The organism is Streptomyces sp. NPDC001903 (genome assembly GCF_042891345.1).
Taxonomy (GTDB): domain Bacteria; phylum Actinomycetota; class Actinomycetes; order Streptomycetales; family Streptomycetaceae; genus Streptomyces.
This window is the reverse complement of the sequence record NZ_JBIASZ010000002.1, coordinates 88,320-108,668: the sequence shown is the minus strand read 5'-3', so window position 1 is coordinate 108,668 and position 20,349 is coordinate 88,320. Positions and strand designations below refer to the sequence as shown.

Genomic DNA, 20,349 nt, shown 5'->3' with positions numbered 1-20,349 from the left:
GAGCCGATCGCAGGCGGAGCCGTACGTGCTGGAGGAAGACCTCCTCAGGGAGATCGCCCGCGAGGTGGTGGAGGACGTCGCTCCGCACGAACTGGTCCTCTTCCACGCCGAGAGCACGGCCTACTTCCGGAATCCCCGCAAGGCGCTCAAGGCAGCGCGCAAGCGGGCGGCCGCGACACCGAAGGACGACCGGTTCGGTTTTGGCGGCGGTGAGCTGATCGCCATAGCGACTCCCATCGTGCTGGCGATGGTCGAAACCGCCCTGGTCACCGTGAGCGCACACCTGGCGCTGACGGCGACGGAGCGGAGCGCGGGCTCGGTACGTGACTTGGTGCGACGCATGCGGCGGCGACCGGACCCGGCAGAGGGGGAGGGGGAGGAGTCGACCGAGGAAGAGAATCCCGCCGAGGCGAGCACTACCCCGGCAGCTGGGGCGGCCATCGACTCCGCGGCCGGTCCGGAGACCGATGCGGTGGACGGGACCGCCCGCCCGGCCGAGTCGGCTGAGGCGCTGCCTCCTGCGGTGAGGGAGGCCATCCGCCAGAAGGTGTACGAACAGGCCCTGCGATACGGCATCGACGAGGACGGGGCCCGACTGCTGGCCGACGCGGTGATCGGCAGCTTCACCGCATAGCCGAGTCCGCCCACCACCCTTCGGGGGTCCGAGATGCCGACGCCTGCCACGCCGACGGTTCCCGCACCGGCGACTGCACCGGAACCGTCCGGGCTTCCCGCCGGGACCACCTTCCGGTTCCTCCTGCTTATCACCGCGTTGTTGGGCGCGTCCGTCTTCGCCTACAACACCGTGTACCTCGCCCTCGCACCCGGCGCAGACCGGGCGCAAGAGATCTATGAGCAATGCTCCGCGGCAGCCGGCCGGACCGGGGGGAACGGCGCTTTCCTGGACTCCTTCCTCACCTGTACCGCGGAGTACGAGCGGACGAAGGCTCCCTGGGTGCTGGTCGGGATCGCTCTCCTGTTGGCCCTCGCCGGGCTGTTGTACTGGGCGGACCCGAAGGTGCACGTACGCAGGCACGACCTGACCGCTTTCGCCCCGGAAGCGGACGCGGAACAGGCAGCCCTCATGGGACGCCTGCACGAGCTGGTGACCGAAGCGGGCCTGCACCGGCCACCACGATTCCTGCTGCGGCTGTCCAGGCGTGAGGCCACCGCCCACGCTTTCGGGCGCGCGGGCTGGTACGCCGTGGTCCTCAACGCGGGGTTCGTCACCCTGTTCCGGGCGGACCCCGCGCGGTTCCGCGCCGTGTTGCTGCACGAGCTGGCACACCTGCGGAACCGGGATACCGACATCGAGTGTCTCACCCGATCGTTGACCTGGGCCTTTCTCCCCCTCGGCGTGCTCCCCCTGGCCGTCGGCCTGATCGGCTCCCCACCCCAGGACGCGCTCGGCGTCGGGTTGCGGGCCGCGGTCCTGCTGGGCCTCGTCTTACTGACCTCCCAGGCCGTGCTGCGGGTGCGGGAGTACGGTGCGGACGCACGCGCGGCATCGTGGGTTGTCCGCGAGGACTTGCTGACCGCGCTCGAGGCGGCGGCAGACAACGGCCGCCCGTGGTGGAAGGCGTTGCGCGGCAACCATCCCACCACCGAACAGCGGATCCGTATGGTGCACCATCCGGAGCGCCTGTTCCGGATCGGGTTCTGGGAGTGCTGCGCGGCCGGAATGGCCGCCATGAGTGCCGGCAGCGGGTTCCTGATCCTTTGGTGGCTCACGGCCCACGAGGCCGATCCGCTGAACAGCCGATGGGCGGCAGCGCTCGTGGTCTCGCCGGCCATCGCGGCGGTCATCGGCCTCGGAGTGTGGCGTACGCCCCAGTCCGGACACACCCTCCGGGACACGGCGCTCCCTGCACTGGGCCTGGCGGCGGGTCTCGCGCTCGGCAGGCCCCTCGCCGTGGACAGGGGAGTGGGGGCGGTCTCGCCTTGGCCGCCTTCGTCCGAAGGCATGACAGCCGCCCTCTGGGCGCTGTCCCTGGCCGTCATACTCGTCTTCTTCGTGTGGTGGGCTGCTCAGTCCTCGGCCGTCTGGGGGGCTCCAGCCGCTCCACGACGCAGGCTGTGGGTGGTGGGCTGGGCCGCCGCCTCGCTGATCCTGTCGGTCGTGATCGCCTCGTGGATGGTCCTCACCGACACGGCGGACCGGCTCGGCACCATCGCGGAGGGGGTCCGCGCTGAGCACCGCACTGTGGCGCAGGTGGCGCCGGCGGGGCCGTACTGGCTTTGGTCGGCCGTTCAACACCCGCTGGTCCTGCGCTTCGCGCAGTGGACCCCGCTGGTCCTGGCGCTCGTCGTGGTGTGGGCGCTGCCGCTGGCCGCGCGCCTGCATCCCCCGCCGCGGTCGGCGACGGCGGGGAGGAGCGCGGCGGAGACTGCGGCGGGGGGCCGGAGCGCCTGGCCCTTCGTGATCGTCGTGACCTGTCTGGCCGCCACCGCAGCCTTCCTCGGTGGCACTCTCGTCTCCCGCTTCCTGATCCATTCCGGCATCTCCGAGAGGACCCGTACGATGGACGGCTTCCTGCTCGCCTTCACCCACGGGAACCTCGTCGCAGCCATGTTCCTTCAGGGCCTCGTCGCGGTCTCGACGGTAGCCGTGCTCCGGACGCGGCACGGGCGCATGGCCGTCCCTTATGGGCTCATGGCAGCCTTCCTGACCGGGTGTCTGGTGACGGCCGTGTTCTTCGGCGGAGTCCTGGCCGCCGGCTGTGTCGACGCGCTTGCTCTGCGCCCCGCCGCGTGCAGCGGGATTTCGGTGCCCCTCGTACGCAACACCCTGTTGCGGATCCTCGTCGGGGGTACGGCCTGCTCGCTGCTCGCCATCACAGTGGGGGGTGTTGCCTGTGCTGTACGCCGCCGTAGCCGACCGGAGTCGCCGCCACGGCCCGTGGCCGAGGGGGCGACCGAAGGCAGGCTCACCGCACGCCGGGTCGGCCTGGCGGCGCTGCTCCTGGCCGGAAGCGTGACGGTGTTCGCGTGCACCACGGACAAGACTGACGGGAGCTTCGGCCCGCCGCCGGGTGGGCTCGAAGAGGTCCGCTCGGCCTGCCGGCATTACGACGAGTTGCTGGGCTCTCTGGACGTGCTCACGACCCCCGAGATGCACACCCGCCTGGATGAGGCCAGTCAGCTGGCCGTCCGCGGCGGGGAACCAGCGCTCGCACTCACCTTCATGGAGCATTTCAAGGCCGCTCTGGAAGGCGATTCAGCAGCGTTCGAAACACACGGAGAGCGAATCAACGAGACCTGCGGTGCTGCCGGGGTCGTTCTTGTGAACCTTCCCTGAAGAGCGAAACCATAGACCGGTCAGGGCCCGAGTGCTACGGGCCGAACGCCCAGAGCGGGGAGCGGGTCCTCGACGCTTACGACGCCGAGCCGGCCGCCATCGAGCACACCGCTGGCCCCGACGACCCGCACCTAGCCCAACGCCTCGCTGCCGAGTCCATCAGCGATGTCTGCCGAAGCGGCCCGGGCGTCCACCGGGTGCCGGCCGCGAGTGCTTTCGCTGTCAGCCGCGGCACCGGCTCGACGCCGCTGCTGACCGGCATCGCCGCGCGCCAGGGCGACACCGTGCCGGCCCGGGCGCCAAGGCTGTCGCCCGCAGCTTCCGCGGCGACCGGTTCCACCGTGTCCGTGGCGGTGCCGCGGGGCTGGCGGGGGACCTGCAGAGCCGAGGCCGGGTTCAGGCCCGGCCGAATCGCGTGGAGCAGCGCCTCGATGTCGGCCCTGAACTCCCGTCTCGCCCGCTCGAACACGACCGGCGCGCCGCCGACCCGGCCGGCGGGTAACGGCATGGCGGCCACGACGTCCACCGGCTCCCAACGGTCGAGGCCGCCCGCGCAAGTCGACCATTTCCATAGACTGTGAATATAAAAAGGCTATGCTTTGAGCATGAGTCGTCAAGACACCGCTCCTGGCGCGTCCGCCGCCATCGGGGCAGCCCTCTACGGCCTGGCCACCAGGGCCGTGAGACGCCTGCCCCGGGACATGAGCCTGACGTCCGCCGCCACCCTGGCCACCCTGGACCGGACCGGCCCGCGGCGCATCACCGATCTGGCCGCGGTCGAGGGCGTAACCCAGCCCGCGATGACCGCCCTGGTCCGGGTGATGGAGGAGTCCGGCCTGGTCGAGCGGCGGGGCGACGCGTCCGACAAGCGGGTCACGCTGGTGTGCCTGACCGAGGCCGGCGCCTCCTATGTCCGGACGCGGCGCCAGGCGGGCGTCCAGGCGTTCGAGCGGTTGATCGGCGAGCTCACCCGCAACGAGGTCGAGGCGCTGGTGGTGGCCCTTCCGGCGCTGAAGCATCTGGCAGAGCTCGAAGACCAGGACCGCGAAGGGCCGAAGCAGTGACCGGGAAGCCGGCCGGCGGGGTCGCGGTGGAGGCGTTCCCGATGGCGCGTTCCGAGGCGCGGCTGCTGGTCCCCGCCTTGCTGTTCATCGCTCTGGTCGTGGCGGCGGTCGCCAGCCTCGGGACGCCGCTCATCACCAGCGTGGCGACCTCGTTCCAGGTCTCGCTCGGCAGCGCGCAGTGGACGCTGACCGTCGCGCTGCTCAGCGGCGCCGTCGCCACGCCGGTCCTGGGCCGGCTCGGAGCCGGCCCGCACCGGCGGGCCACGGTCCTCGCCACGCTGGCGGTCGTCGTCGCCGGCAGCGCGCTCACCGTGCTGCCGCTGCCATTCGCGTGGCTGCTGGCCGGCAGGGCGGCCCAGGGCGTCGGGCTCGGGCTGACGGCGCTGATGATGGGCGTGGCCCGGGACCACCTCTCCGAGGAGCGCAGCGCCGCCGTGATCGCCCTGATCTCGGTGGTGTCGATCATCGGGGCGGGCGTCGGATACCCGCTGGCCGCACTGCTCGCCGAGCTCGGCGGGGTACGGGCCGCCTACGGCCTCGGCCTTGTCGTCACCGCCGCCGCCCTCCTGACCGCGTGGCGCTCCATGCCCGAAGCCCCCGAAGGCCGCTCCGCCCACGTGGACGTGGCAGGCGCGGTCGTCCTGGCCTCCGCGCTGCTCCTGGTGCTGTTCCTCGCCGGCGAACGGAATCTGTGGAGCGGGCACCTCGCCGTGGCGGCGGGCCTCGCCGTCGTCGCGGTGGTGCTGCTCTGCGTCTGGGCCGTCATCGAACTGCGCAGCTCGACGCCCCTGGTCGATGTGCGGGCGGTGCGGCACCCGGCGGTCGCCGGGGCGAACCTCGCCATGTTCGTCGGCGGGATCGGCATGTACCTCCTGCTCACCCTCATCACCCGGTACGCGCAGACGCCGCACGGCGTCGGCTACGGCTTCGGGCTGACGACCTTCGTCGCCGGGCTGGTCCTCATCCCGTTCTCGGTGCTGGGGTTCGTCGCGGGCAAGCTCACGCCGCGGATCCGGACGCGGATCGCCGACCCCCTGATCCTGGCCGGCAGCGCCGTCGTGGTCGGCGGCGGGTTCGCCCTGTTCGCGGCGGCCCGGTCGGACCTGGCCGAACTGTTCGCGGCGATGGGCGTGCTCGGCTTCGGCGTCGGCGGCTTCTCGGCCGCGATGCCCGGAGTCATCCTGGCCGTCACCCCCAAGAGCGAGACGTCGAGCGCCATGAGCTTCAACTACGTCGTCCGCAGCGTCGGGTACTCCCTGGGCAGCGCCATCGGCGGCCTGATCCTCACCGCGGGCACCGGCCCCGGCCACCTCTTCCCCGACGACAGCGCCTACACCACCGCAGCGCTGTTCGGCATCGGCGCCATGGCGATCACGACGCTGGCAAGCCTCGCCCTCGCCCGCCGACGCTCGTCCGAGACCAACCCGTAAGTCAGATGCACTCATCCCAACACTGGAGGTTCCATGCCCAAGGGCTACTGGGTCAGCGTCTACCGCACCATTTCAGACCCTGAGAAGCTGGCTGCCTACAACAAGCTCGCCGGTCCGGCCGTCCAGGCCGGCGGCGGGCGGCTCCTCGCCCGTGACGGCCGGGTCGTCGCCCATGACGCCGGGCTTGCCGAGCGCACTGTCCTGATCGAGTTCGACAGCTTCGAGGAGGCCGTCGCGGCGCGCGAGAGTGCGGCCTACCAGGAGGCGCTGGTCGCCCTCGCCGACGGCGTCGAGCGCGACTTCCGCATCGTCGAAGGCATCGACTGACCGAGGTCCAGTCGGGTCTTCACTTGACCGTCCCCGCGCACAGGGGGTGGTGAGAGCCTTCGTGAGCTGACCAGCGAAGCCACTTCACCGCCAAAGGTTCGGGTGCTGTCACGCACATCCGTGACAGCAACGCCGGGTTTCGCTGGGCGCGGCAAGCGATGCGAGAGGCGCTCTCGGGTTCGGGCCGTTGGCGGGCGGCCATGTCGGATGTGCGGATGCACGCGAAGTGGACCGTGCACAGACTGGGTTGGCTTCGTATGTGGCTGATGTGTTCGTCTCTTTGCGACGCAAGGACCAGCGGGCCGAGAGCGACTGTTGTCTGCGGGGACTGATCCTGGACGGCCGGCGCAAGTCGATCCAGGCCATGGCCGGCCGGCTGCCGGACGGCAACGAGCAGAAACCTGCAGCAGTTCGTGAACCAGTCCACCTGGGATCCGATGCCGGTGCAGCGCCGGATCTGTGAGCGCCTGCCGCCGCTCATCGCCCCGACGGTCTGGGTAAACGCGCCAACTGCCAGGTCGCGCTCAGCGTCCACGCCGCGACTGACACCGCCTCCTGCCCGCTTCAGCGGAGGCTGTTCCTGCCTCGAAAGGGCTCATCCGCTCGATGCGGAGCCCGAAGCGCCGGCCCGCAACGGGCCGGTCGACTGCTGGCCCCAGCCCCGCTGGCGACACCTCGCACGGTCGGTGGCAACTCTGGCTGCCAGCCTTGGGCCGAAGGCAGTCATGACTGTCACCTGGCGGCAGGGCGCACGCGGAACCCGCGCCGCAGGCCGGGCACCGATCACCGCGAAGTCGGCGGCCGCGCTACTGCTTCAACGGCCGGCCGTGAGCCCTGCAGACGGTCTCGGTGGCGGCCGCGTAGGTCCCGTCGCCGGCGAACGTGGCGGTGTAACAGGCCTTGCCGCCGCGGGCTAGCGGGGGGAGCACGCATGTGGTCCGGCCGCGGCGGTCGGTCGCCTTCAGGCACAGCGCCTTCGAGCCGGCGCCGAACACCACCTCCCTGGCGACCAACGGCTCACCGTCCGCGGTCAGCCTCGCCTTCAGCAGGGATCCGGGTTTGCCCAGGGTGCCCGGTGAGCCGTCTCCGTTTCCGTTCCCTTCCTCAAGGGACAGCCGGGTGGGTGTGTCGCCTACGGTCCTCGTCCCGATCGAGACACCCAACGGGTTGTTGAAGCCGGCAATGGGGTTGCCGATGACGGTGTTGGTGGCGGTGTTGATTGCCGAGACGCTGTTGTTGCCGGAGCTGGTGGCGTAGGCCTGGGCGCCGTCTGGGGTGACCGCCACGCTCTCGGGCTGCTGCCCGACGTCCACGGTGGTCACGATGCGGCGAGGATTGGTGGTGGTGTCGATCACCGATACGTTGCCCGTGCCGAAGTTGGCGACGTAGACACGGGATCCGTCCGGCTTGACCGCCACGTGCGAGGGGCTGGTGCCCTGACCCAGCTCGATGGTCTCCACGACGGTGTTGTCGGCGGTCCGGATCACCGACAGCGAGCCGTCGACGAAGTTGGTGACGTAGACGAAGGAGCCGTCCGGGCTGGCTGCCACCCCCTGCGGGAACTGACCGACGTCAACGGCCGTGAGAACGGACGGCGGGTCGGTACTGAGGTCGACCACGGCCAGTTGGTTGTCGAGCTGGTTGGCCACATAGGCGCGCGTGCCGTTCGGGGCTACGGCCAGACCGAAGGGGCGGGTGCCGACGTGGACGGTGGCGAGGACGGTCAGCGGGTCCGTCCGCGTGTCGACCACCGTCATGTTGTTCGTCGTGTTGTTGGTGACGTAGGCGGTGTTGCCGTCCGGGCTGCTCGCCACCCCGAAGGGACTGCCGCCGACGCCGACGCTCAGCACGATGCGGGCGACGGGCAGGATGACCGACATGGTGTTCGAAACGGAGTTGGCGACGAACACACGGGTGCCCTGCGGGTTTACCGCCACGGGGTTGGGGCCCTGGTCGTCGTCGGTGAGGCCGATCGTGTCGACGACGGAGCGCGTATCTGTGTCGATCACCACCACGTTGTCGTCGAGATTGTTGGCGACATAGGCGAACGTGCCGCTCTGCGCGGTGGGGGGCAGTGTGGGCGGCGGCGGAGGGCCGGCCGCGGCGGGCGGAGCTGCCGATCCGGCGATGACCGCGAGCCCCGCCGCTGCCGCTCCTACCAGGGCCCGCCACGAGCGCCTGCGACAGCCCCGCCGGGCAGACCCTTGTCGCGGTGTGCCCGGGACCGAAATACCCGGCATGAAGACCTCCTGTACACGAACACCGACGAGTGATCCCGCTTGCGGGCCCCCCGGGGTCGGCCGCGGCGACCGGTCTCCCGTCGGCGCGCTTCCGCGATCGTCGAGGCTCTGAGGATCGTTCCGGCCGAGGCTAGGCATCCGGTGAGCGCAATCCCCGCCCGACAACTGCGGGCGGGGACCATCCGGACGAGTCGAATACCCCGTACGGCTCTCTGGCACCGCCCGACCGTCCTGGCCGGTTGCTCTCATAGGCGGCTGTGAATGGGTGCGGCGGTGGTACTGGGTGGGCATCATTCAGGAGCGGAGGGGTGCACCTGGGCCGCTCACCGGGAGGGGCGCGGCCCGGCGGCCCGGCGAAGCCGGTTGGCGATCGCCAGCCCCAACCCCTCCTCCACCGGCAGGGACGCGATGATGAGGTCGCACCCTTGCTGATCGAGCTCGCGCAGGTATCCGTACAGGCCGTGTGCGTAGGTGTCCATCGAATCGGGGACCGTGACCACGGCGTGTGCCTTGACCGCGGCGCCGGCGAAGCAGGCAGGGACGAAGACGCCAACCTTGTGCCCACGCATCTGCGCGAGCTCGGCTTCGGCCACGACCTTCTCCGGCTCGACCAGGACGACCCGCGCGCTCGGCGCGTAGTGCGACGGGTGCTGGCCCGGCACTCGGACATGAGGCGTTGAGGGCACCCCGATGGAATGCCCGAGCACCGCTTCGAGGTCCTCGCGCGTCACACCGCCAGGCCTCAGGATGGTCGGGATGTCGCCTGTGACGTCGACAATGGTCGACTCGACGCCGACCTCGCACGCGCCGCCGTCCAGCACGAAGTCGACGGCATCGCCAAGCTCCGCGCGGACGTGGCCCGCGGTGGTGGGGCTGACCGAGCCGAAGCGGTTGGCGGACGGGGCGGTGACGCCGCCCCCGAAGGCCGACAGCAGCGCGAGAGCGACGGGGTGGTCCGGCACACGCACGGCCACCGTCTCCAACCCACCCGTCGCTTCCAGAGGCACCCGGCGGCCGCGCCGCAGGACCAGGGTCAGCGGCCCCGGCCAAAAGTGCTCGGCCAGCAGACGCGCCGTGGCGGGCACGGTCTGGACCCAGTCGTCCAGGTGCTCCGCATCGGCGATGTGGACGATCAGAGGGTGAGAGGGCGGGCGCCCCTTCGCCCGGAAGATCCGCGCGACGGCGGCAGGATCCTCCGCGTTCGCGCCCAGGCCGTAGACGGTCTCGGTCGGAAGGGCCACCAGACCGCCGGCGCGCAGTACCTCGGCCGCCTTCTCGATGTCACTGGTCGTTGCCGTCACCATCGCAGTACTCCACTGTTTCGCTCCCACATCCATGCCCTCGTCGGCCGACGAGACGAGACCACGGACTTCTTGCGGACCTCATCATGCCGCCCCTGGCTGTGTTCACTCCACGGGGCTCTGGCTCGCTCTGGATCTGCGAGTGCCACTCCTCGTGGCGCAGGGCCCTTGACGGTCGGTCAGCCGGGAGCCGCTCTCATGACTGGCCGGGCCCGTCGAGGCGTTCAGTGGGACCGGCGAACGAGAGGAAGAGGGTCCGCGTGGTGAGCAGCCAGGTGTCGTCCACCTTGCGGAACGTGTCTTCGTAGTGCCCGACCTGAACCGGGGGCCGCGGCGGTACGAGGCCCGCGCTGTAGCCGTCGACACGGTAGGTTGCGAAGTAAGTGGTGGCGGCGGCGGTGTCCGCAGAGGTCACGGTAACCAGGATGTTGGTGCATATACGGCGTGACAATCGGTCTGCGGGCCGGTTGCCGAAGTAGCTGCGCAGGGCGTCGCGACCCGCAATGCGGCGGTCGCCGGCGGGCCATTCCCAGGTGCCGTCCTGCGTGAAGAGGTCCGCCACCGAGCCCGGGTCCCCGAGGTCGAGCCGGTGGACGAACTCGACGACCAGCCGCTCACAAGCCCGCTCTGCGAGCAGGCGTTCCAGAGGGGCAAGAGTTTCAGCATTCATGATCAACCCATATCAGGTCGCCCCTGGCTGAGGCAGCCCCACCCGAGCTGGGCCCCGGTTGCGGGCTCATGTTCTCCAGAGCCGTGCCCGTCCATGGCCACCCCATCCGATGATCCGTGACCCATTGTGGCCAGTCCACGCCCGTGAATGCTCGCGAGAAACTCGTGAACATCCGGACCCTGCCCAGGAACCCGGTGCCTGCCGAATCCCCGTAGAAACGCTGTCGGTCTCTCTTGAACAGAGCCGGGGGCCCGATCGGTGCCGGGTAGCGGCGGACCGGCTGACGGAAGCCCTTGGGCATGCCGCTCCCGATGCGCCGGCCGAAGGCCCGGGGCTGCACCGCGGGTCTATCGCGGGGCGTGACGCGTGGACGAATTGCGGATTCGTGTGCGAAGAATTCCGCAGAACGGCTGTTACCCGGTCAATTGGTCCGGTCGGGTGAGGTGGCGGAGGAGTGTGCCCGGTGGTGCGCCGGAGCGCACCGACCTCGGTGCCCGGTTTGCGGGGCTGGTGGGTGTAGCGGTCAACGGATGTCAGGGGCACGGCCGCACGGGATGTATGCGGTGTGCAGGTGAGTGTGACGGGTATGTCCGTGTCCGGTAACTGGTGTCGGGCGGGGGCTGCGCAGCGGGTCGTGCCGGGTCGAGAGTGTGGCCCTCGGCTCATCCGGGTCGGGAACCCGCACCGCCCCTACCGGCTTGTTTCGGCTGGTGGAGTGCTGTTCTTGAGGGAGCGTCACCCATGTCGTCTGTTTCTTCCTCCGTCCGTCGTATCACCGCCACCGTTCTGGCCGCCGGGGCGTTGGTCGGTGCGGCCGCGCTGCCGGCCGCCGCGCAGGACGGTCACCACCAGCAGCGGCCGCGGGTGGAGATCAGCCGGGTCCAGGCCGACAGCCCCGGACGCGACGATCGTTCGAACCGCTCCCTGAACAACGAGTGGGTCGAGATCACCAACACCACCCGCGACGCCGTCAACCTGCGCGGCTGGACCCTGCGCGACAGCGACGGCAACCGCTACCGCTTCGACAACGTCCGCATCAACGGCCGCGCCACCATCCGCATCCACACCGGAACCGGCCACAACACCCGCACCGACCTCTTCCAGAACAGCCGCGACTACATCTGGGGCAACCAGGGCGACACCGCCACGCTGCGCGATGACCGCGGCCGCACGGTCGACACCGAGTCCTGGGGCCGTCGCCACCACTGACCTGCGGGGCCGATTGCCGGGGGCCGCCTGGACGGCGGGCGGCCCCCGATGCTCGGCCCGCCCTGGCGGGAAACTGGCGACTGGCCGGCCCGCCCGTCCCGGTCACGCACCCGGCCCGGGGCCTGACCACAGGACGCGTGAGCGCCGCGGAGTCTTCCCGCGGCCAAGATGGGGCCCGGTCGGGCGGGGTGTGGTGTCGGACCGGGGTGATCCAGGTGTCGCGTGTGAGGGAGCAGCGCTGGTGAAGGGGGTGATGGTGCGCAGGCGGCGCAGGGTGGGATGCAGTGTGCTGGCGGGGGTGCTGCTCGGTGTGGCCGGGTGGTGGGCGGACTGGGCCGGGTACGGGAGGGCGGGCGTGGTGTTGGGGGTTGCGGCTGGGGTGGCGGTGCTGGCCGGTGCCTGGCGTACGGGCGGCCAGCACTTGTCGTGGGCCGAGAAACCGCCGCCAGACGCCGCCGCACTGCCAACGGACGCCGCTGCGCGGCCGCCGGGGGAGGAGGCGGGGGCGGACACGGACCGGGAGCGGTAGCTGCCGCCTCCAAGTCAGCGGTGACAAGGTCGTCGACGACGGCGCGCAGCGCGGTGACCCGGGATCCGCCGGATTTGCGGCGGGGGCAGAGGCGATTGATGCAACCGAGCGCGATTCCGGGTGTCGTACTCCCGGGACGGACGGACGCCGGCCACCACGGCCGGTACACGCGCATACCAGCTGCGCCTGTGGAACGTCGCGGACGCAAGCCCCGCCGGGCCCGTGCTGTACGAGCACACCGGTCCCATCAACGACCTGGAGTTCAGCCCCGACGGGCGGACCCTCGCCAGCGGGTCTGACGACCGGACCGTGCGGCTGTGGTGGGTGGACGGGGCCGGACCGCCGCAAGGGTGAGCCCCGTGCTCGGGTTCTTGGACACAGTCCGGTCGGCGCTCCACCACATCGGGACCATCGTGCGGCCGGGATCAGCGGCGACCACCGGGCCCTGCCGATCGCGGCCAACCTGCGCAGTTCGGCGCGCGACCTGGTTGGCGGCGGCGGAGCCTGGCCGGGTGGAGTAACCGCCCGTTCTCGCGCTTGCTCAAGCCGTGCCCGTGCTGCCGTCCGGCCCGGGCTGGAGGTTCGAACTCAAGTTATGGACAGGGTTTTGTGGTGTCCGGTGTCCGGCCGGTCTCGCTGAGTAGATCCTCCGCTATTGAGACCGTGCACGATCTGCTGTCAGCGGCGGCTGTTACGGTCCGGCCATGACACGCCCCGACCACGTACTTGCTGTCCTGCGCCGGAATCCTGATCTGGTGAGGCTGGCTGCGGGATCCTTTGATTTTGATCTTGACCGGGTCGAGCACGTGGAAGAGGTCCGTTTGGCGAGCGGAGCGCCGCTGAGGGCCGTGGCGGGCGACGACACCGGCGGAACCTATTTCACATGTGCGGACGGGGCTGTGCTGTACGCGAGCTCCGAGGGCGAAGCGGGCCTCATCGGCGCCAGCATGGACGAGGCTCTGGAGATTCTCTTCGGTCTGCCGGGCTGGCACGACTACACCAAGCTCGACCTCGCGGCCGATGACGAGGTGCTGGAGACAGTGTTCAAGCGGACCGAAGACGAGATTCGGGACTCTTACGCCCCTGAGCTGGACGCCGATCGCAGCATGCTGCTCAGCGGGTTGGGTCTGCGCGAGCTCTCCAGGAGGGAGCTGCTGCGCACGCTCCAGGAATCCCTTCTGCGGACCGAGCCGGAGTTCCTGCTGCTGAACGCGGACGAAGGCTGCGCGTACGCGTTGCTCGACCGTCTTCGGCGCCCGCCGCTCTGGCAGGCGGTCCTCGCTCCCGGCCGGGCCGACCTGGCCCGGATGCGGGCGGACCGCACCTGCTGGGACGCGATAGCGGGCGATCCGGTACGGCGGGCCACCGTCCTGCGCGCAGCCCAGTACGACCGGCAGCCGGCCGACCTGCAGCTTCTTCGCATACTCCTGCGACAGGAAGTCCGCCGCGGCCCCACCGAAGAACTCCGACTCGCCGCGGTCTTGGTCGCCCTGCACGGTGAGACGCAGGACCACGCTCTGCTCCGGTCTCTGCGGGAGTCCGACCCCGATTTCCACTTCCTGCTCGGCGGTTTCCCCGATTCCGCACGAGCCCTCACTCAGTGGGCGGCCGACTGGGATGAGTCGAACTGCGGCCAGGATCCCCACGACGAATACGACCTCACCTGGACGGCACTGGCTCGCCGCCAGGGGCAGACCGAACTGGCCCGCGCCGCGCTCATACGCATCCTCGACGACACAGGCCCGCGTGATGGGGCGCTGCTCGGGTCTCTCGCCAACGAGCTCAAAGCCCTGGGGGATCTCGGGCAGGCGATCCGGGCACGCAGCCTGTACGCGTCTCTGCAGGACGACGCCGACAAGCGCGGCGCGGCCCTCATCGACCTCGCCTCTTTGCAACGCCGCCACGGCGAGGTAGAGGCAGCCTGGCACTCCCTTCAACGGGCGGTCACGCTGCTTGACGGCCCGCCGCCACCGCCGCCTACCCATCAGCTGGCGCTCGATCTTGATCTAACGAAACCGTCCTGCCAGACCTTCACTTGGCGGGAGCTCGGCCTGGGGGTGAGGGTCACCGAGGAACACTTCCTCATCACAGAGGCCGCTGTGCCGCTCGGTCTAAACGAGGTGGCCCAGGCAGCACTCCGGTCGGGGATAGCCATGCTCGACGGTCTTGCTCACCCCACCGAGAATCTGCGCCAAGCCGCAGAGGCTGCGCAGACGCTTGCAGCACCCCGGCCCGCCTGAGAATCGCCCTCTTCTACGGGTGTCGGCCGGTGGGCAGCGCGATGAGCGTGTCCTGCTGCCTGAGAGCGTCGTTTTCGAGGGCGAGCTGGGGGATGGTTTCCTCGTACAGGGCCAGGGTGCGGCGCAGGTCGGTGTTCTCCCGCCGTAGCCGGCTCAGGTTCTCCTGCGTGCGCCCTCGGCGTCGCCCGCAGATCCACCCCGCGCGCGGCACAGCGAGCGCTGGAGTCGGCGAATACCCGCTTCCACCCCGACACCGACATCGGCAGACCCCCCGCTGGTTCAGCCACACCATCGCCGGCTCCCACCCGCCACCCGGGGGAGCCACCAGCAGCCGGCGCCGCTCCGCCGAGACCACCCCGCACCCCCAGGTGTAGCGGGGTGTTCATGGTGTGATGCGGCGAAGTGCCGGACTTCTCCGGCACTTTCCGTGCTGCCGGCCATCCACACCGTGAAGGTCGAGCATCAGGATCCGCACGCCGCCGCTCCCGTGGGTGTCGGGCGGTGCTCGGAGGGCTTTGTAGAGCGGTTGTCCGGGGGACCGGCATTCTGGAGCCGGTCCCCCGGACAGCGCAGGCTGCTAGCCATTGACGAGGTCCAGGGGTGGTTCGCCCCGTCGTGCAGGGGGCGGCCGCGGTTGGAGTCGCCCGGCGGTCGGCTCGGTCCGAATGTCAGGCCCTCGGGTCAGCTCATCGATTGACGTTGGCCGCGACGGGGCTGAGATAGAAGCGTGTCCAGTCGATGCGTCCGTCGCGGGTCGTCATGATGACGGGCCCGCGCATGACGGCCTGGGTGCCGTCCGTGGCTGTGCCGACCATCTCCCATTCCGACCAGAGTTCGCCATCGGCCGTGGCGCGGCGCAGAACCTCGGCCCGGATGTCGGGCAGCTGACCGAAGATGGCGGTCCAGTTCATGAGCACCCGGTCATTGCCGGTGAAGCCGTCTTGCGGCCGATGCGGGGTCTCGGACCGGTAGGTGGTGGTGAAGCAGTCAGCGACCTGCTGAGGGTCGTGGGAGTTGATCGCATCCTTGAGCCGGTCGATCGGGTCGTTCGTGTTCATCGCGAGCTCCTGGTCTTGCGGGTTACAGCGCGCTGGGCGCGGGTCTGAATCTGCGCTCCACGCCTGGCGCCTCGTCAGGGATGTGGCTGGGGAGCGCCCGGCAGGATGGCGCGGCTCAGGACGACGGGGCCGCTGTGCCTCCGCCGCCGGGCCTGGTGAAGGAGGCGGCCTGTGCCACGAGTGCGGCGATCTCGGGGTGTTCGGCGAAATGGCGCGCCTGTACCTGCTCGATCTTCGCTTTGATCTCCGGGTCGGCGGAGTCCGTGATGTCGAAGGCCTCGAACCGCGCGAGAAGTCCAATGCCTTCCAGTTCAAGGCGGACATGCGCCGGATGGTTCAGGTACGCGTAGTAGCCGTCGAGGTCTTCGATCACGAACACGGCTCCGTACGCGAAGCCCTCGGCGGGGTGCGGGCCGACCACGTACGACTTCACGGCGGGGCAGGTCTCGCCGACCTGGCGCAGCAGGTCGAGGCAGGCCTCGACCTGCTCCTCGCCCAGGTCGGGCTTGGGCGTCAAGCGGTTGATGTGGAAGATCACAGCTTCTCCTCAAAACTCGGTACGGTACCGTCTCGTCTTGGGTATTTTTAGCAGCGATCTCACCCGAGACGCAACCGTTCCGTCTCGGGTAGGGTGAAGCCGGTGACCACACCGCTGAACCCGGGCGAGGGCGGTGCTCGACGCGGTCGGCGCGGGCCCCGCCTCGACGACCGCACCACCACCGCGATCCAGGCCGCCTTCTTCGAAGAGCTGGCCGCCGTCGGCTACGGACGCTTGTCGGTGGACTCGATCGTGAAACGCGCGGCGGTCAGTAAGGCCGCCGTCTATCGGAGGTGGCCGAGCAAGGCCGACATGATGGCCGCGATGATTGCGCAAGTCGCAACAGGCGCAGTCGACATGCCGGACACCGGCTCGCTGCGCGGCGACCTGGTCGCGTTCTTCACCGCCACCTACGACGGCATGCGTCACCCGCTGGCCGCCCGCATCATTCCCGCGATCCTGTCCGAAGCGGGCAGGGACGACGCTCTGGCCGCGACCCTTCGTGAAACGGTCGAGGCGCCGCGGCGCGCCCAAGCCGAGGGCGTACTCCGCCGGGCGATCGAGCGGGCCGAACTCCCTGCCGACTGCGACCTGGATCTCGCGCTCGACCATATGATCGGCACGCTCTACTTTCGTGTCCTCGTGCGGCGGGAGGAGCTGGACCGCCCCGCGATCCAGCGTCTGACCGACGGGACGATCGCTGCGCTGGCAGCGACGCGTCTCCCTGGATCCTCCGTCTGACCGATCTTGGTGCCGCCCACCCGCGGCGCGTGAGCACGTACCCCGACAGAAGCCCGCCAGCACGAACACCGCCAATCACCCGGGCGGGGCTTGCCGGGCGTCAGGATGTCACTCGTGTTCTCGGACGACTGGACCTGATCAACAGCCGGCCACTGGTCAACGGCGAGGAGCAGGATGCACTCGGCGGCCCGGGCTGAGGCAGACGCTGGGCGCGGGAACGCGGCGGTGAAGGCAGCCTCGCGGAACTCGCCCTGCTGCGCGAGACGAGGGACATCCTCCAGGACATAGTGCGCGGAGAGCGCTCGGCCGACGCGCTGAGCCCGCTGCTCGAAGGGGTCCACCAGACCCCGGAGGTCACTTCGGACGGTCTTCGCTGGACCCTCAAGACTCCTCCGAACGCCCGATTGGCCGTCGAGGCGGTACTCGCCTGGGCCGCCACCGAGAAGCAACTGCCCGGCCGGCTCCGCCCCTGCGCCCACGCCGAGTGCCGGCTGTTCCTCCTGGACCGCAGCCGCGCCAACCGCGCCCGCTGGTGCTCGATGGCGTCTGTGGCAACCGCGAAAAAGCACGCCGCCACTACGAACGCACCCACTGAGATCGTTCCCCTCACGGCCTCCGACGGTGCTCCGAGCGTGATCACCCGTCTGCGAATCCCGAAGAGGTGAACACACCTCCGCACTCGAGTCGTTGCGTTTGCGCGAATGGCTGGGTTGGCGTGGACAGTGCCACGGACTTTCACCGACGCTTTGGCGCATGGAGGGCTCGGTGGGAGCAGGCGGGGCAGTCAAGGAGTGCCACCCCGCCTGCTCCCACACGGCTACCAGGGCACTTCGCCGTTCTCGTCCTGGAACGTTCCCGTCGGTCCGTCAGCATCGAGGGTGGCAAGGCGCACGACGACCCTGGCACTCTGCTCCGGGGTTCTTCCGATTCCGAATGCCGCGGTCATGTCGGTCGCGGTGGTGCCGGGCTCGACTGCATTGAACTTGATGCCCGGCTGGGACTTGGCGTACTGGACCGTCAGCATGGTCGCTGCGGACTTGGAAGCGGAGTAGAGCGCAAGCGGCAAGTCGAACTCGGGTCGCTCCGGATTGGTCACTGCCCAGAAGGATCCGGCGCTGCTGGATACGGTGACCACGGTGGGGTTCGAGGACTTGCGAAGCAGGGGAAGCGCTGCTTCCGTGACACGCACGATTCCCACCGCGTTGGTGTCGAAGGCCTGAAGGGCCGTGGGGCCGTCGGTGATTCCCTGCCCGAGGATGCCCGCGTTGTTCACCAGGACGTCGAGTCGGCCCTCGGCCGCTTCGACAGTCGCCAGAGCACTGCTCACTGATGCGTCGTCGGTCACGTCGAGCTGGACGAATCGTGCGCCAAGCGAGGCCGCGGCCTTCTCGCCCCGCTCGACGTCACGTGCGCCGATGTAGACGACGTGACCCAGCGCAAGGAGCTGTCTGGCTGTCTCGAAACCGATGCCCTTGTTGGCCCCGGTGATCAGAGTGATGGTCATGCGTACCCCTAGGAGTCATGTGGCCCGGCTGGGCCGTCAGCGATGTTGTGACCGTTCTGGGAGTTGCTGGCGCTGATCCGGAACTCAGCGGATCAGTTGCCGCAGAAGTTCGCCCGCGTCGTGTAGGGCCGTCATGTGGACGAAGCGTCCGTTGCGGACTTGGTAGATGGCGTACTCGGTGATCTCGAACGAGGCGCCGGTAGGAGAGACGCCGAGCCATTCCTTTACCGGGGTGCCTGTGTTGACGAGTCGTGCGGCCAGTCGGTCGCCGTCGAAGAGGAGCTCCTTGAGCTCCCAGTGGAGGTCCGGAACCGCGTCCACGTCGTGTTTCTGAACCGAGATGAGGTCCTCCCGGGTAGCCGGCTCACCGTTCAGGGTGGTCCGGTCGTCGATGAACTCCTCCATGCCGTCGAATTCGTGGGCGTTGAGCGCCTGGAGGTAGCGCATGTAGAAAGCGCGCAGATCTCTGTCGGACACGAGGTGACCCTTCTGCGAGGCGGCTCCGGAGTGGAACTGCAACGGGGTGCTGGTGAGATGCGACGCCCTCACGGCTTGCCGTGTCGACCGTTGCTGAAGCGGATGTGCGCTGACGAAAGCTTCTCGGCCGATGAGCTGGACTCGTCACACGAGGGGTGACGGTTATGGAGCGGGAGCCCTGATGCGGTTTGCAGGCATGGGCGTTTGCCAGTGCCGCACGGGCGATCCGCCCGAGGCCAAGAATCCGCGCCGTCGCCAGGGGCCCCGAGGCTGCGGGGGCCGGTCGGGCTTGGCGGGACGCTGTTGGCCCGGATGTCGCGCGTTTTCCATTCGTCAACCCAGGTCCGAGAGGACGATCGGGTGGCCGCTTGAGTGGTATGTCCACAGCGAGCGACTCATCGCGGTGTCCACGTTGAAAGACCCGTTCCGAGAGTGAAGCCTCGCCGCTGGACCGATGACCGGCTCCAGCGGCGCGAGCGAGGAGACGGAGGCGCTGCCAGTGCTGCCCCCGGTGACGCGAGCGGTCTTCCCCCTTGCACAATCCCACCCCTCCAGCTTCTGTAGCGATCGCTGCGGAAGCTGAACGTAGCACTTCCGCAGCGATCGCTGCGGAAAGGGGTAGGCTGGGAAGGTGGAGAAGCAACAGAGCGGCCTCATCGGCCGCCCCCGAGGATTCGACGCCGATGAAGCTCTGGAGCGCGCCATGCTCGTTTTCTGGGAGCACGGCTACGAGGGAGCCAGCACGGCGATACTGACTAGCGCGATGGGCATCTCCACCACCAGCATGTACGCGGCCTTCGGTAACAAGGAGAAGCTGTTCCGCAAGGTCCTGGAGCGCTACACCGAAGGCCCGAGCGCATACCTCGCCCGAGCCCTGGAGGAGCCGACCGCTTTCCACGTCGCCACCGCAATCCTGGCCGGCACCGTTCGAACCACCACCCGCCCGGCCCATCCACGTGGCTGTCTTGGCGTCCACGGCGCCCTGACCACCAGCAGCTCCGGACAGGAAATCCGTGACCTCCTCGTCGCCTGGCGCAACGACGGCTACCGCTGCATCCAGGAGCGGTTCCAGCGCGCCGTCCACGAGGGCGATCTGCCCCCACAGACCGATCCAGGGCTACTGGCCCGCTACCTCACCACCTTCGCCTACGGCATCGCCGTGCAAGCCGCGAGTGGCGTCGACCGCGAAGAACTCCGCAACATGGCCGACGCCGCACTGCGCAACTGGCCACTCGTCTGAGGCACGCCCCGGAGTTGGGCCGGTACCTCCTCCAGCTCCCCGACCTGCCCAGCGCAAGGCGACCCCTCCGTGTCCCGGAGGCCGCCGACGAGGAGCGAAACGCGGCCGTCGCGAGCGCACGGACGGCCCCGCCGCTCGACCTGTGAGAGGGAACTCGTGGGATCGGGTACGACTCGGGCCGGCTATTCGTCGGCTGCCTGGATTGCGCACGGCTCGGGTGCGGACCACGGATCGGAAGAAGACTTTGATCATTGGTCGGTCAGTGCTATCGAAGATTGATCAGCACTCCGTGAGCGGTGCCAAGCCCGGCCTGTGCCGAGCCGGTACCCTCACATTTCACCGCGACGTTCGAGCGCCAGCCCGCCCCGGAGGAGGTGCCCCTGGATCCGTGCGGGCATTTCCCCGTGGCGATTCCGTCCGGACAGCGGTACTGGACGGTTCTCGACGACGATCTTGAGGTCGTCCCTGTAGCGGTCTGGGCAC

Annotated in this window: 18 protein-coding genes and 2 pseudogenes; 12 read left to right on the top strand and 8 right to left on the bottom strand. The window is 69.4% G+C overall.

What is annotated here, in order from left to right:
• The first annotated feature begins 25 nt into the window (after positions 1–25).
• Both ACFYZS_RS03995 and ACFYZS_RS03990 read left to right on the top strand, forming a co-directional pair.
• Entirely contained in the window at positions 26–634 is a 609-nt protein-coding gene (locus ACFYZS_RS03995) for a hypothetical protein (RefSeq protein ID WP_389006489.1), read from the top strand.
• 171 nt (positions 635–805) lie between these two features.
• The gene (locus tag ACFYZS_RS03990) at positions 806–3,298 is read left to right on the top strand and encodes a M48 family metalloprotease (RefSeq protein WP_389006486.1); all 2,493 of its coding nucleotides are present in this window, start codon (positions 806–808) and stop codon (positions 3,296–3,298) included.
• 76 nt (positions 3,299–3,374) lie between these two features.
• Here ACFYZS_RS03990 and ACFYZS_RS03985 read toward each other — a convergent pair whose 3' ends face one another.
• On the bottom strand, positions 3,375–3,824 hold the full coding sequence (locus ACFYZS_RS03985) for a hypothetical protein (protein ID WP_389006484.1): 450 nt from the start codon (positions 3,822–3,824) through the stop codon (positions 3,375–3,377).
• Positions 3,825–3,903: 79 nt separating this feature from the next.
• Between ACFYZS_RS03985 and ACFYZS_RS03980 the strand changes: the two genes are divergently transcribed.
• From ACFYZS_RS03980 to ACFYZS_RS03965, 4 genes and pseudogenes are all read left to right on the top strand, one after another.
• On the top strand, positions 3,904–4,362 hold the full coding sequence (locus tag ACFYZS_RS03980) for a MarR family winged helix-turn-helix transcriptional regulator (RefSeq protein ID WP_389006481.1): 459 nt from the start codon (positions 3,904–3,906) through the stop codon (positions 4,360–4,362).
• On the top strand, positions 4,359–5,792 hold the full coding sequence (locus tag ACFYZS_RS03975) for an MFS transporter (protein ID WP_389006480.1): 1,434 nt from the start codon (positions 4,359–4,361) through the stop codon (positions 5,790–5,792). The genes ACFYZS_RS03980 and ACFYZS_RS03975 overlap by 4 nt, the downstream gene beginning before the upstream one ends.
• A 33-nt stretch (positions 5,793–5,825) precedes the next feature.
• Positions 5,826–6,119, top strand: coding sequence for a DUF1330 domain-containing protein (locus ACFYZS_RS03970; RefSeq protein WP_389006478.1), 294 nt, complete (start codon positions 5,826–5,828; stop codon positions 6,117–6,119).
• A gap of 187 nt (positions 6,120–6,306) precedes the next feature.
• Positions 6,307–6,877 (top strand): annotated as a pseudogene (locus ACFYZS_RS03965) (transposase); the annotation flags it as partial.
• 48 nt (positions 6,878–6,925) lie between these two features.
• Here the strand turns inward: ACFYZS_RS03965 and ACFYZS_RS03960 are convergent.
• The 3 genes from ACFYZS_RS03960 to ACFYZS_RS03950 all read right to left on the bottom strand — a co-directional run bounded on the left by ACFYZS_RS03960 (position 6,926) and on the right by ACFYZS_RS03950 (position 10,330).
• Positions 6,926–8,359: a YncE family protein gene (locus tag ACFYZS_RS03960; protein WP_389007529.1), complete on the bottom strand. Its 1,434-nt coding sequence runs from the start codon at positions 8,357–8,359 to the stop codon at positions 6,926–6,928.
• A gap of 323 nt (positions 8,360–8,682) precedes the next feature.
• Positions 8,683–9,696 (bottom strand): L-threonylcarbamoyladenylate synthase, encoded by a 1,014-nt coding sequence (locus ACFYZS_RS03955; RefSeq protein ID WP_389006476.1) that lies wholly within the window; start codon positions 9,694–9,696, stop codon positions 8,683–8,685.
• A gap of 160 nt (positions 9,697–9,856) precedes the next feature.
• On the bottom strand, positions 9,857–10,330 hold the full coding sequence (locus tag ACFYZS_RS03950; RefSeq protein ID WP_389006474.1) for a nuclear transport factor 2 family protein: 474 nt from the start codon (positions 10,328–10,330) through the stop codon (positions 9,857–9,859).
• Between the two features lie 741 nt (positions 10,331–11,071).
• On the opposite strand from ACFYZS_RS03950, the gene ACFYZS_RS03945 reads away from it, so the two are divergent.
• The 3 genes from ACFYZS_RS03945 to ACFYZS_RS03935 all read left to right on the top strand — a co-directional run bounded on the left by ACFYZS_RS03945 (position 11,072) and on the right by ACFYZS_RS03935 (position 14,308).
• A complete protein-coding gene (locus ACFYZS_RS03945) occupies positions 11,072–11,539 on the top strand; it encodes a lamin tail domain-containing protein (RefSeq protein WP_389006472.1) in 468 nt (155 codons plus the stop codon).
• A gap of 649 nt (positions 11,540–12,188) precedes the next feature.
• Positions 12,189–12,422 carry a WD40 repeat domain-containing protein gene (locus tag ACFYZS_RS03940; RefSeq protein WP_389006470.1) on the top strand — a complete coding sequence of 78 codons (234 nt, stop codon included), beginning with the start codon at positions 12,189–12,191 and terminating at the stop codon, positions 12,420–12,422.
• Between the two features lie 350 nt (positions 12,423–12,772).
• Positions 12,773–14,308, top strand: a complete 1,536-nt coding sequence (locus tag ACFYZS_RS03935) for a hypothetical protein (protein ID WP_389006468.1) — start codon at positions 12,773–12,775, stop codon at positions 14,306–14,308.
• 686 nt (positions 14,309–14,994) lie between these two features.
• On the opposite strand, the gene ACFYZS_RS03930 is transcribed toward ACFYZS_RS03935, so the two are convergent.
• Entirely contained in the window at positions 14,995–15,366 is a 372-nt protein-coding gene (locus ACFYZS_RS03930; RefSeq protein WP_389006466.1) for a nuclear transport factor 2 family protein, read from the bottom strand.
• 115 nt (positions 15,367–15,481) lie between these two features.
• The gene (locus ACFYZS_RS03925) at positions 15,482–15,904 is read right to left on the bottom strand and encodes a Dabb family protein (RefSeq protein ID WP_389006464.1); all 423 of its coding nucleotides are present in this window, start codon (positions 15,902–15,904) and stop codon (positions 15,482–15,484) included.
• Between the two features lie 102 nt (positions 15,905–16,006).
• Here ACFYZS_RS03925 and ACFYZS_RS03920 point away from each other — a divergent pair, with 102 nt between their 5' ends.
• The gene (locus ACFYZS_RS03920; protein WP_389006462.1) at positions 16,007–16,645 is read left to right on the top strand and encodes a TetR/AcrR family transcriptional regulator; all 639 of its coding nucleotides are present in this window, start codon (positions 16,007–16,009) and stop codon (positions 16,643–16,645) included.
• Positions 16,646–16,773: 128 nt separating this feature from the next.
• Positions 16,774–17,240 (top strand): annotated as a pseudogene (locus tag ACFYZS_RS03915) (CGNR zinc finger domain-containing protein).
• Between the two features lie 222 nt (positions 17,241–17,462).
• Here the strand turns inward: ACFYZS_RS03915 and ACFYZS_RS03910 are convergent.
• Positions 17,463–18,149 carry an SDR family NAD(P)-dependent oxidoreductase gene (locus tag ACFYZS_RS03910; RefSeq protein WP_389006460.1) on the bottom strand — a complete coding sequence of 229 codons (687 nt, stop codon included), beginning with the start codon at positions 18,147–18,149 and terminating at the stop codon, positions 17,463–17,465.
• 84 nt (positions 18,150–18,233) lie between these two features.
• Positions 18,234–18,626, bottom strand: coding sequence for an ester cyclase (locus ACFYZS_RS03905; RefSeq protein WP_389006458.1), 393 nt, complete (start codon positions 18,624–18,626; stop codon positions 18,234–18,236).
• 631 nt (positions 18,627–19,257) lie between these two features.
• On the opposite strand from ACFYZS_RS03905, the gene ACFYZS_RS03900 reads away from it, so the two are divergent.
• Entirely contained in the window at positions 19,258–19,866 is a 609-nt protein-coding gene (locus tag ACFYZS_RS03900; protein WP_389006456.1) for a TetR/AcrR family transcriptional regulator, read from the top strand.
• Positions 19,867–20,349: the final 483 nt, after the last annotated feature.

Coding starts and splice junctions, on each gene's coding strand:
- ACFYZS_RS03980 (WP_389006481.1), top strand. CDS start 3,904: ATGAGTCGTCAAGACACCGCTCCTGGCGCGTCCGCCGCCATCGGGGCA.
- ACFYZS_RS03970 (WP_389006478.1), top strand. CDS start 5,826: ATGCCCAAGGGCTACTGGGTCAGCGTCTACCGCACCATTTCAGACCCT.
- ACFYZS_RS03960 (WP_389007529.1), bottom strand. CDS start 8,359: ATGCCGGGTATTTCGGTCCCGGGCACACCGCGACAAGGGTCTGCCCGG.
- ACFYZS_RS03955 (WP_389006476.1), bottom strand. CDS start 9,696: ATGGATGTGGGAGCGAAACAGTGGAGTACTGCGATGGTGACGGCAACG.
- ACFYZS_RS03950 (WP_389006474.1), bottom strand. CDS start 10,330: ATGAATGCTGAAACTCTTGCCCCTCTGGAACGCCTGCTCGCAGAGCGG.
- ACFYZS_RS03945 (WP_389006472.1), top strand. CDS start 11,072: ATGTCGTCTGTTTCTTCCTCCGTCCGTCGTATCACCGCCACCGTTCTG.
- ACFYZS_RS03935 (WP_389006468.1), top strand. CDS start 12,773: ATGACACGCCCCGACCACGTACTTGCTGTCCTGCGCCGGAATCCTGAT.
- ACFYZS_RS03930 (WP_389006466.1), bottom strand. CDS start 15,366: ATGAACACGAACGACCCGATCGACCGGCTCAAGGATGCGATCAACTCC.
- ACFYZS_RS03910 (WP_389006460.1), bottom strand. CDS start 18,149: ATGACCATCACTCTGATCACCGGGGCCAACAAGGGCATCGGTTTCGAG.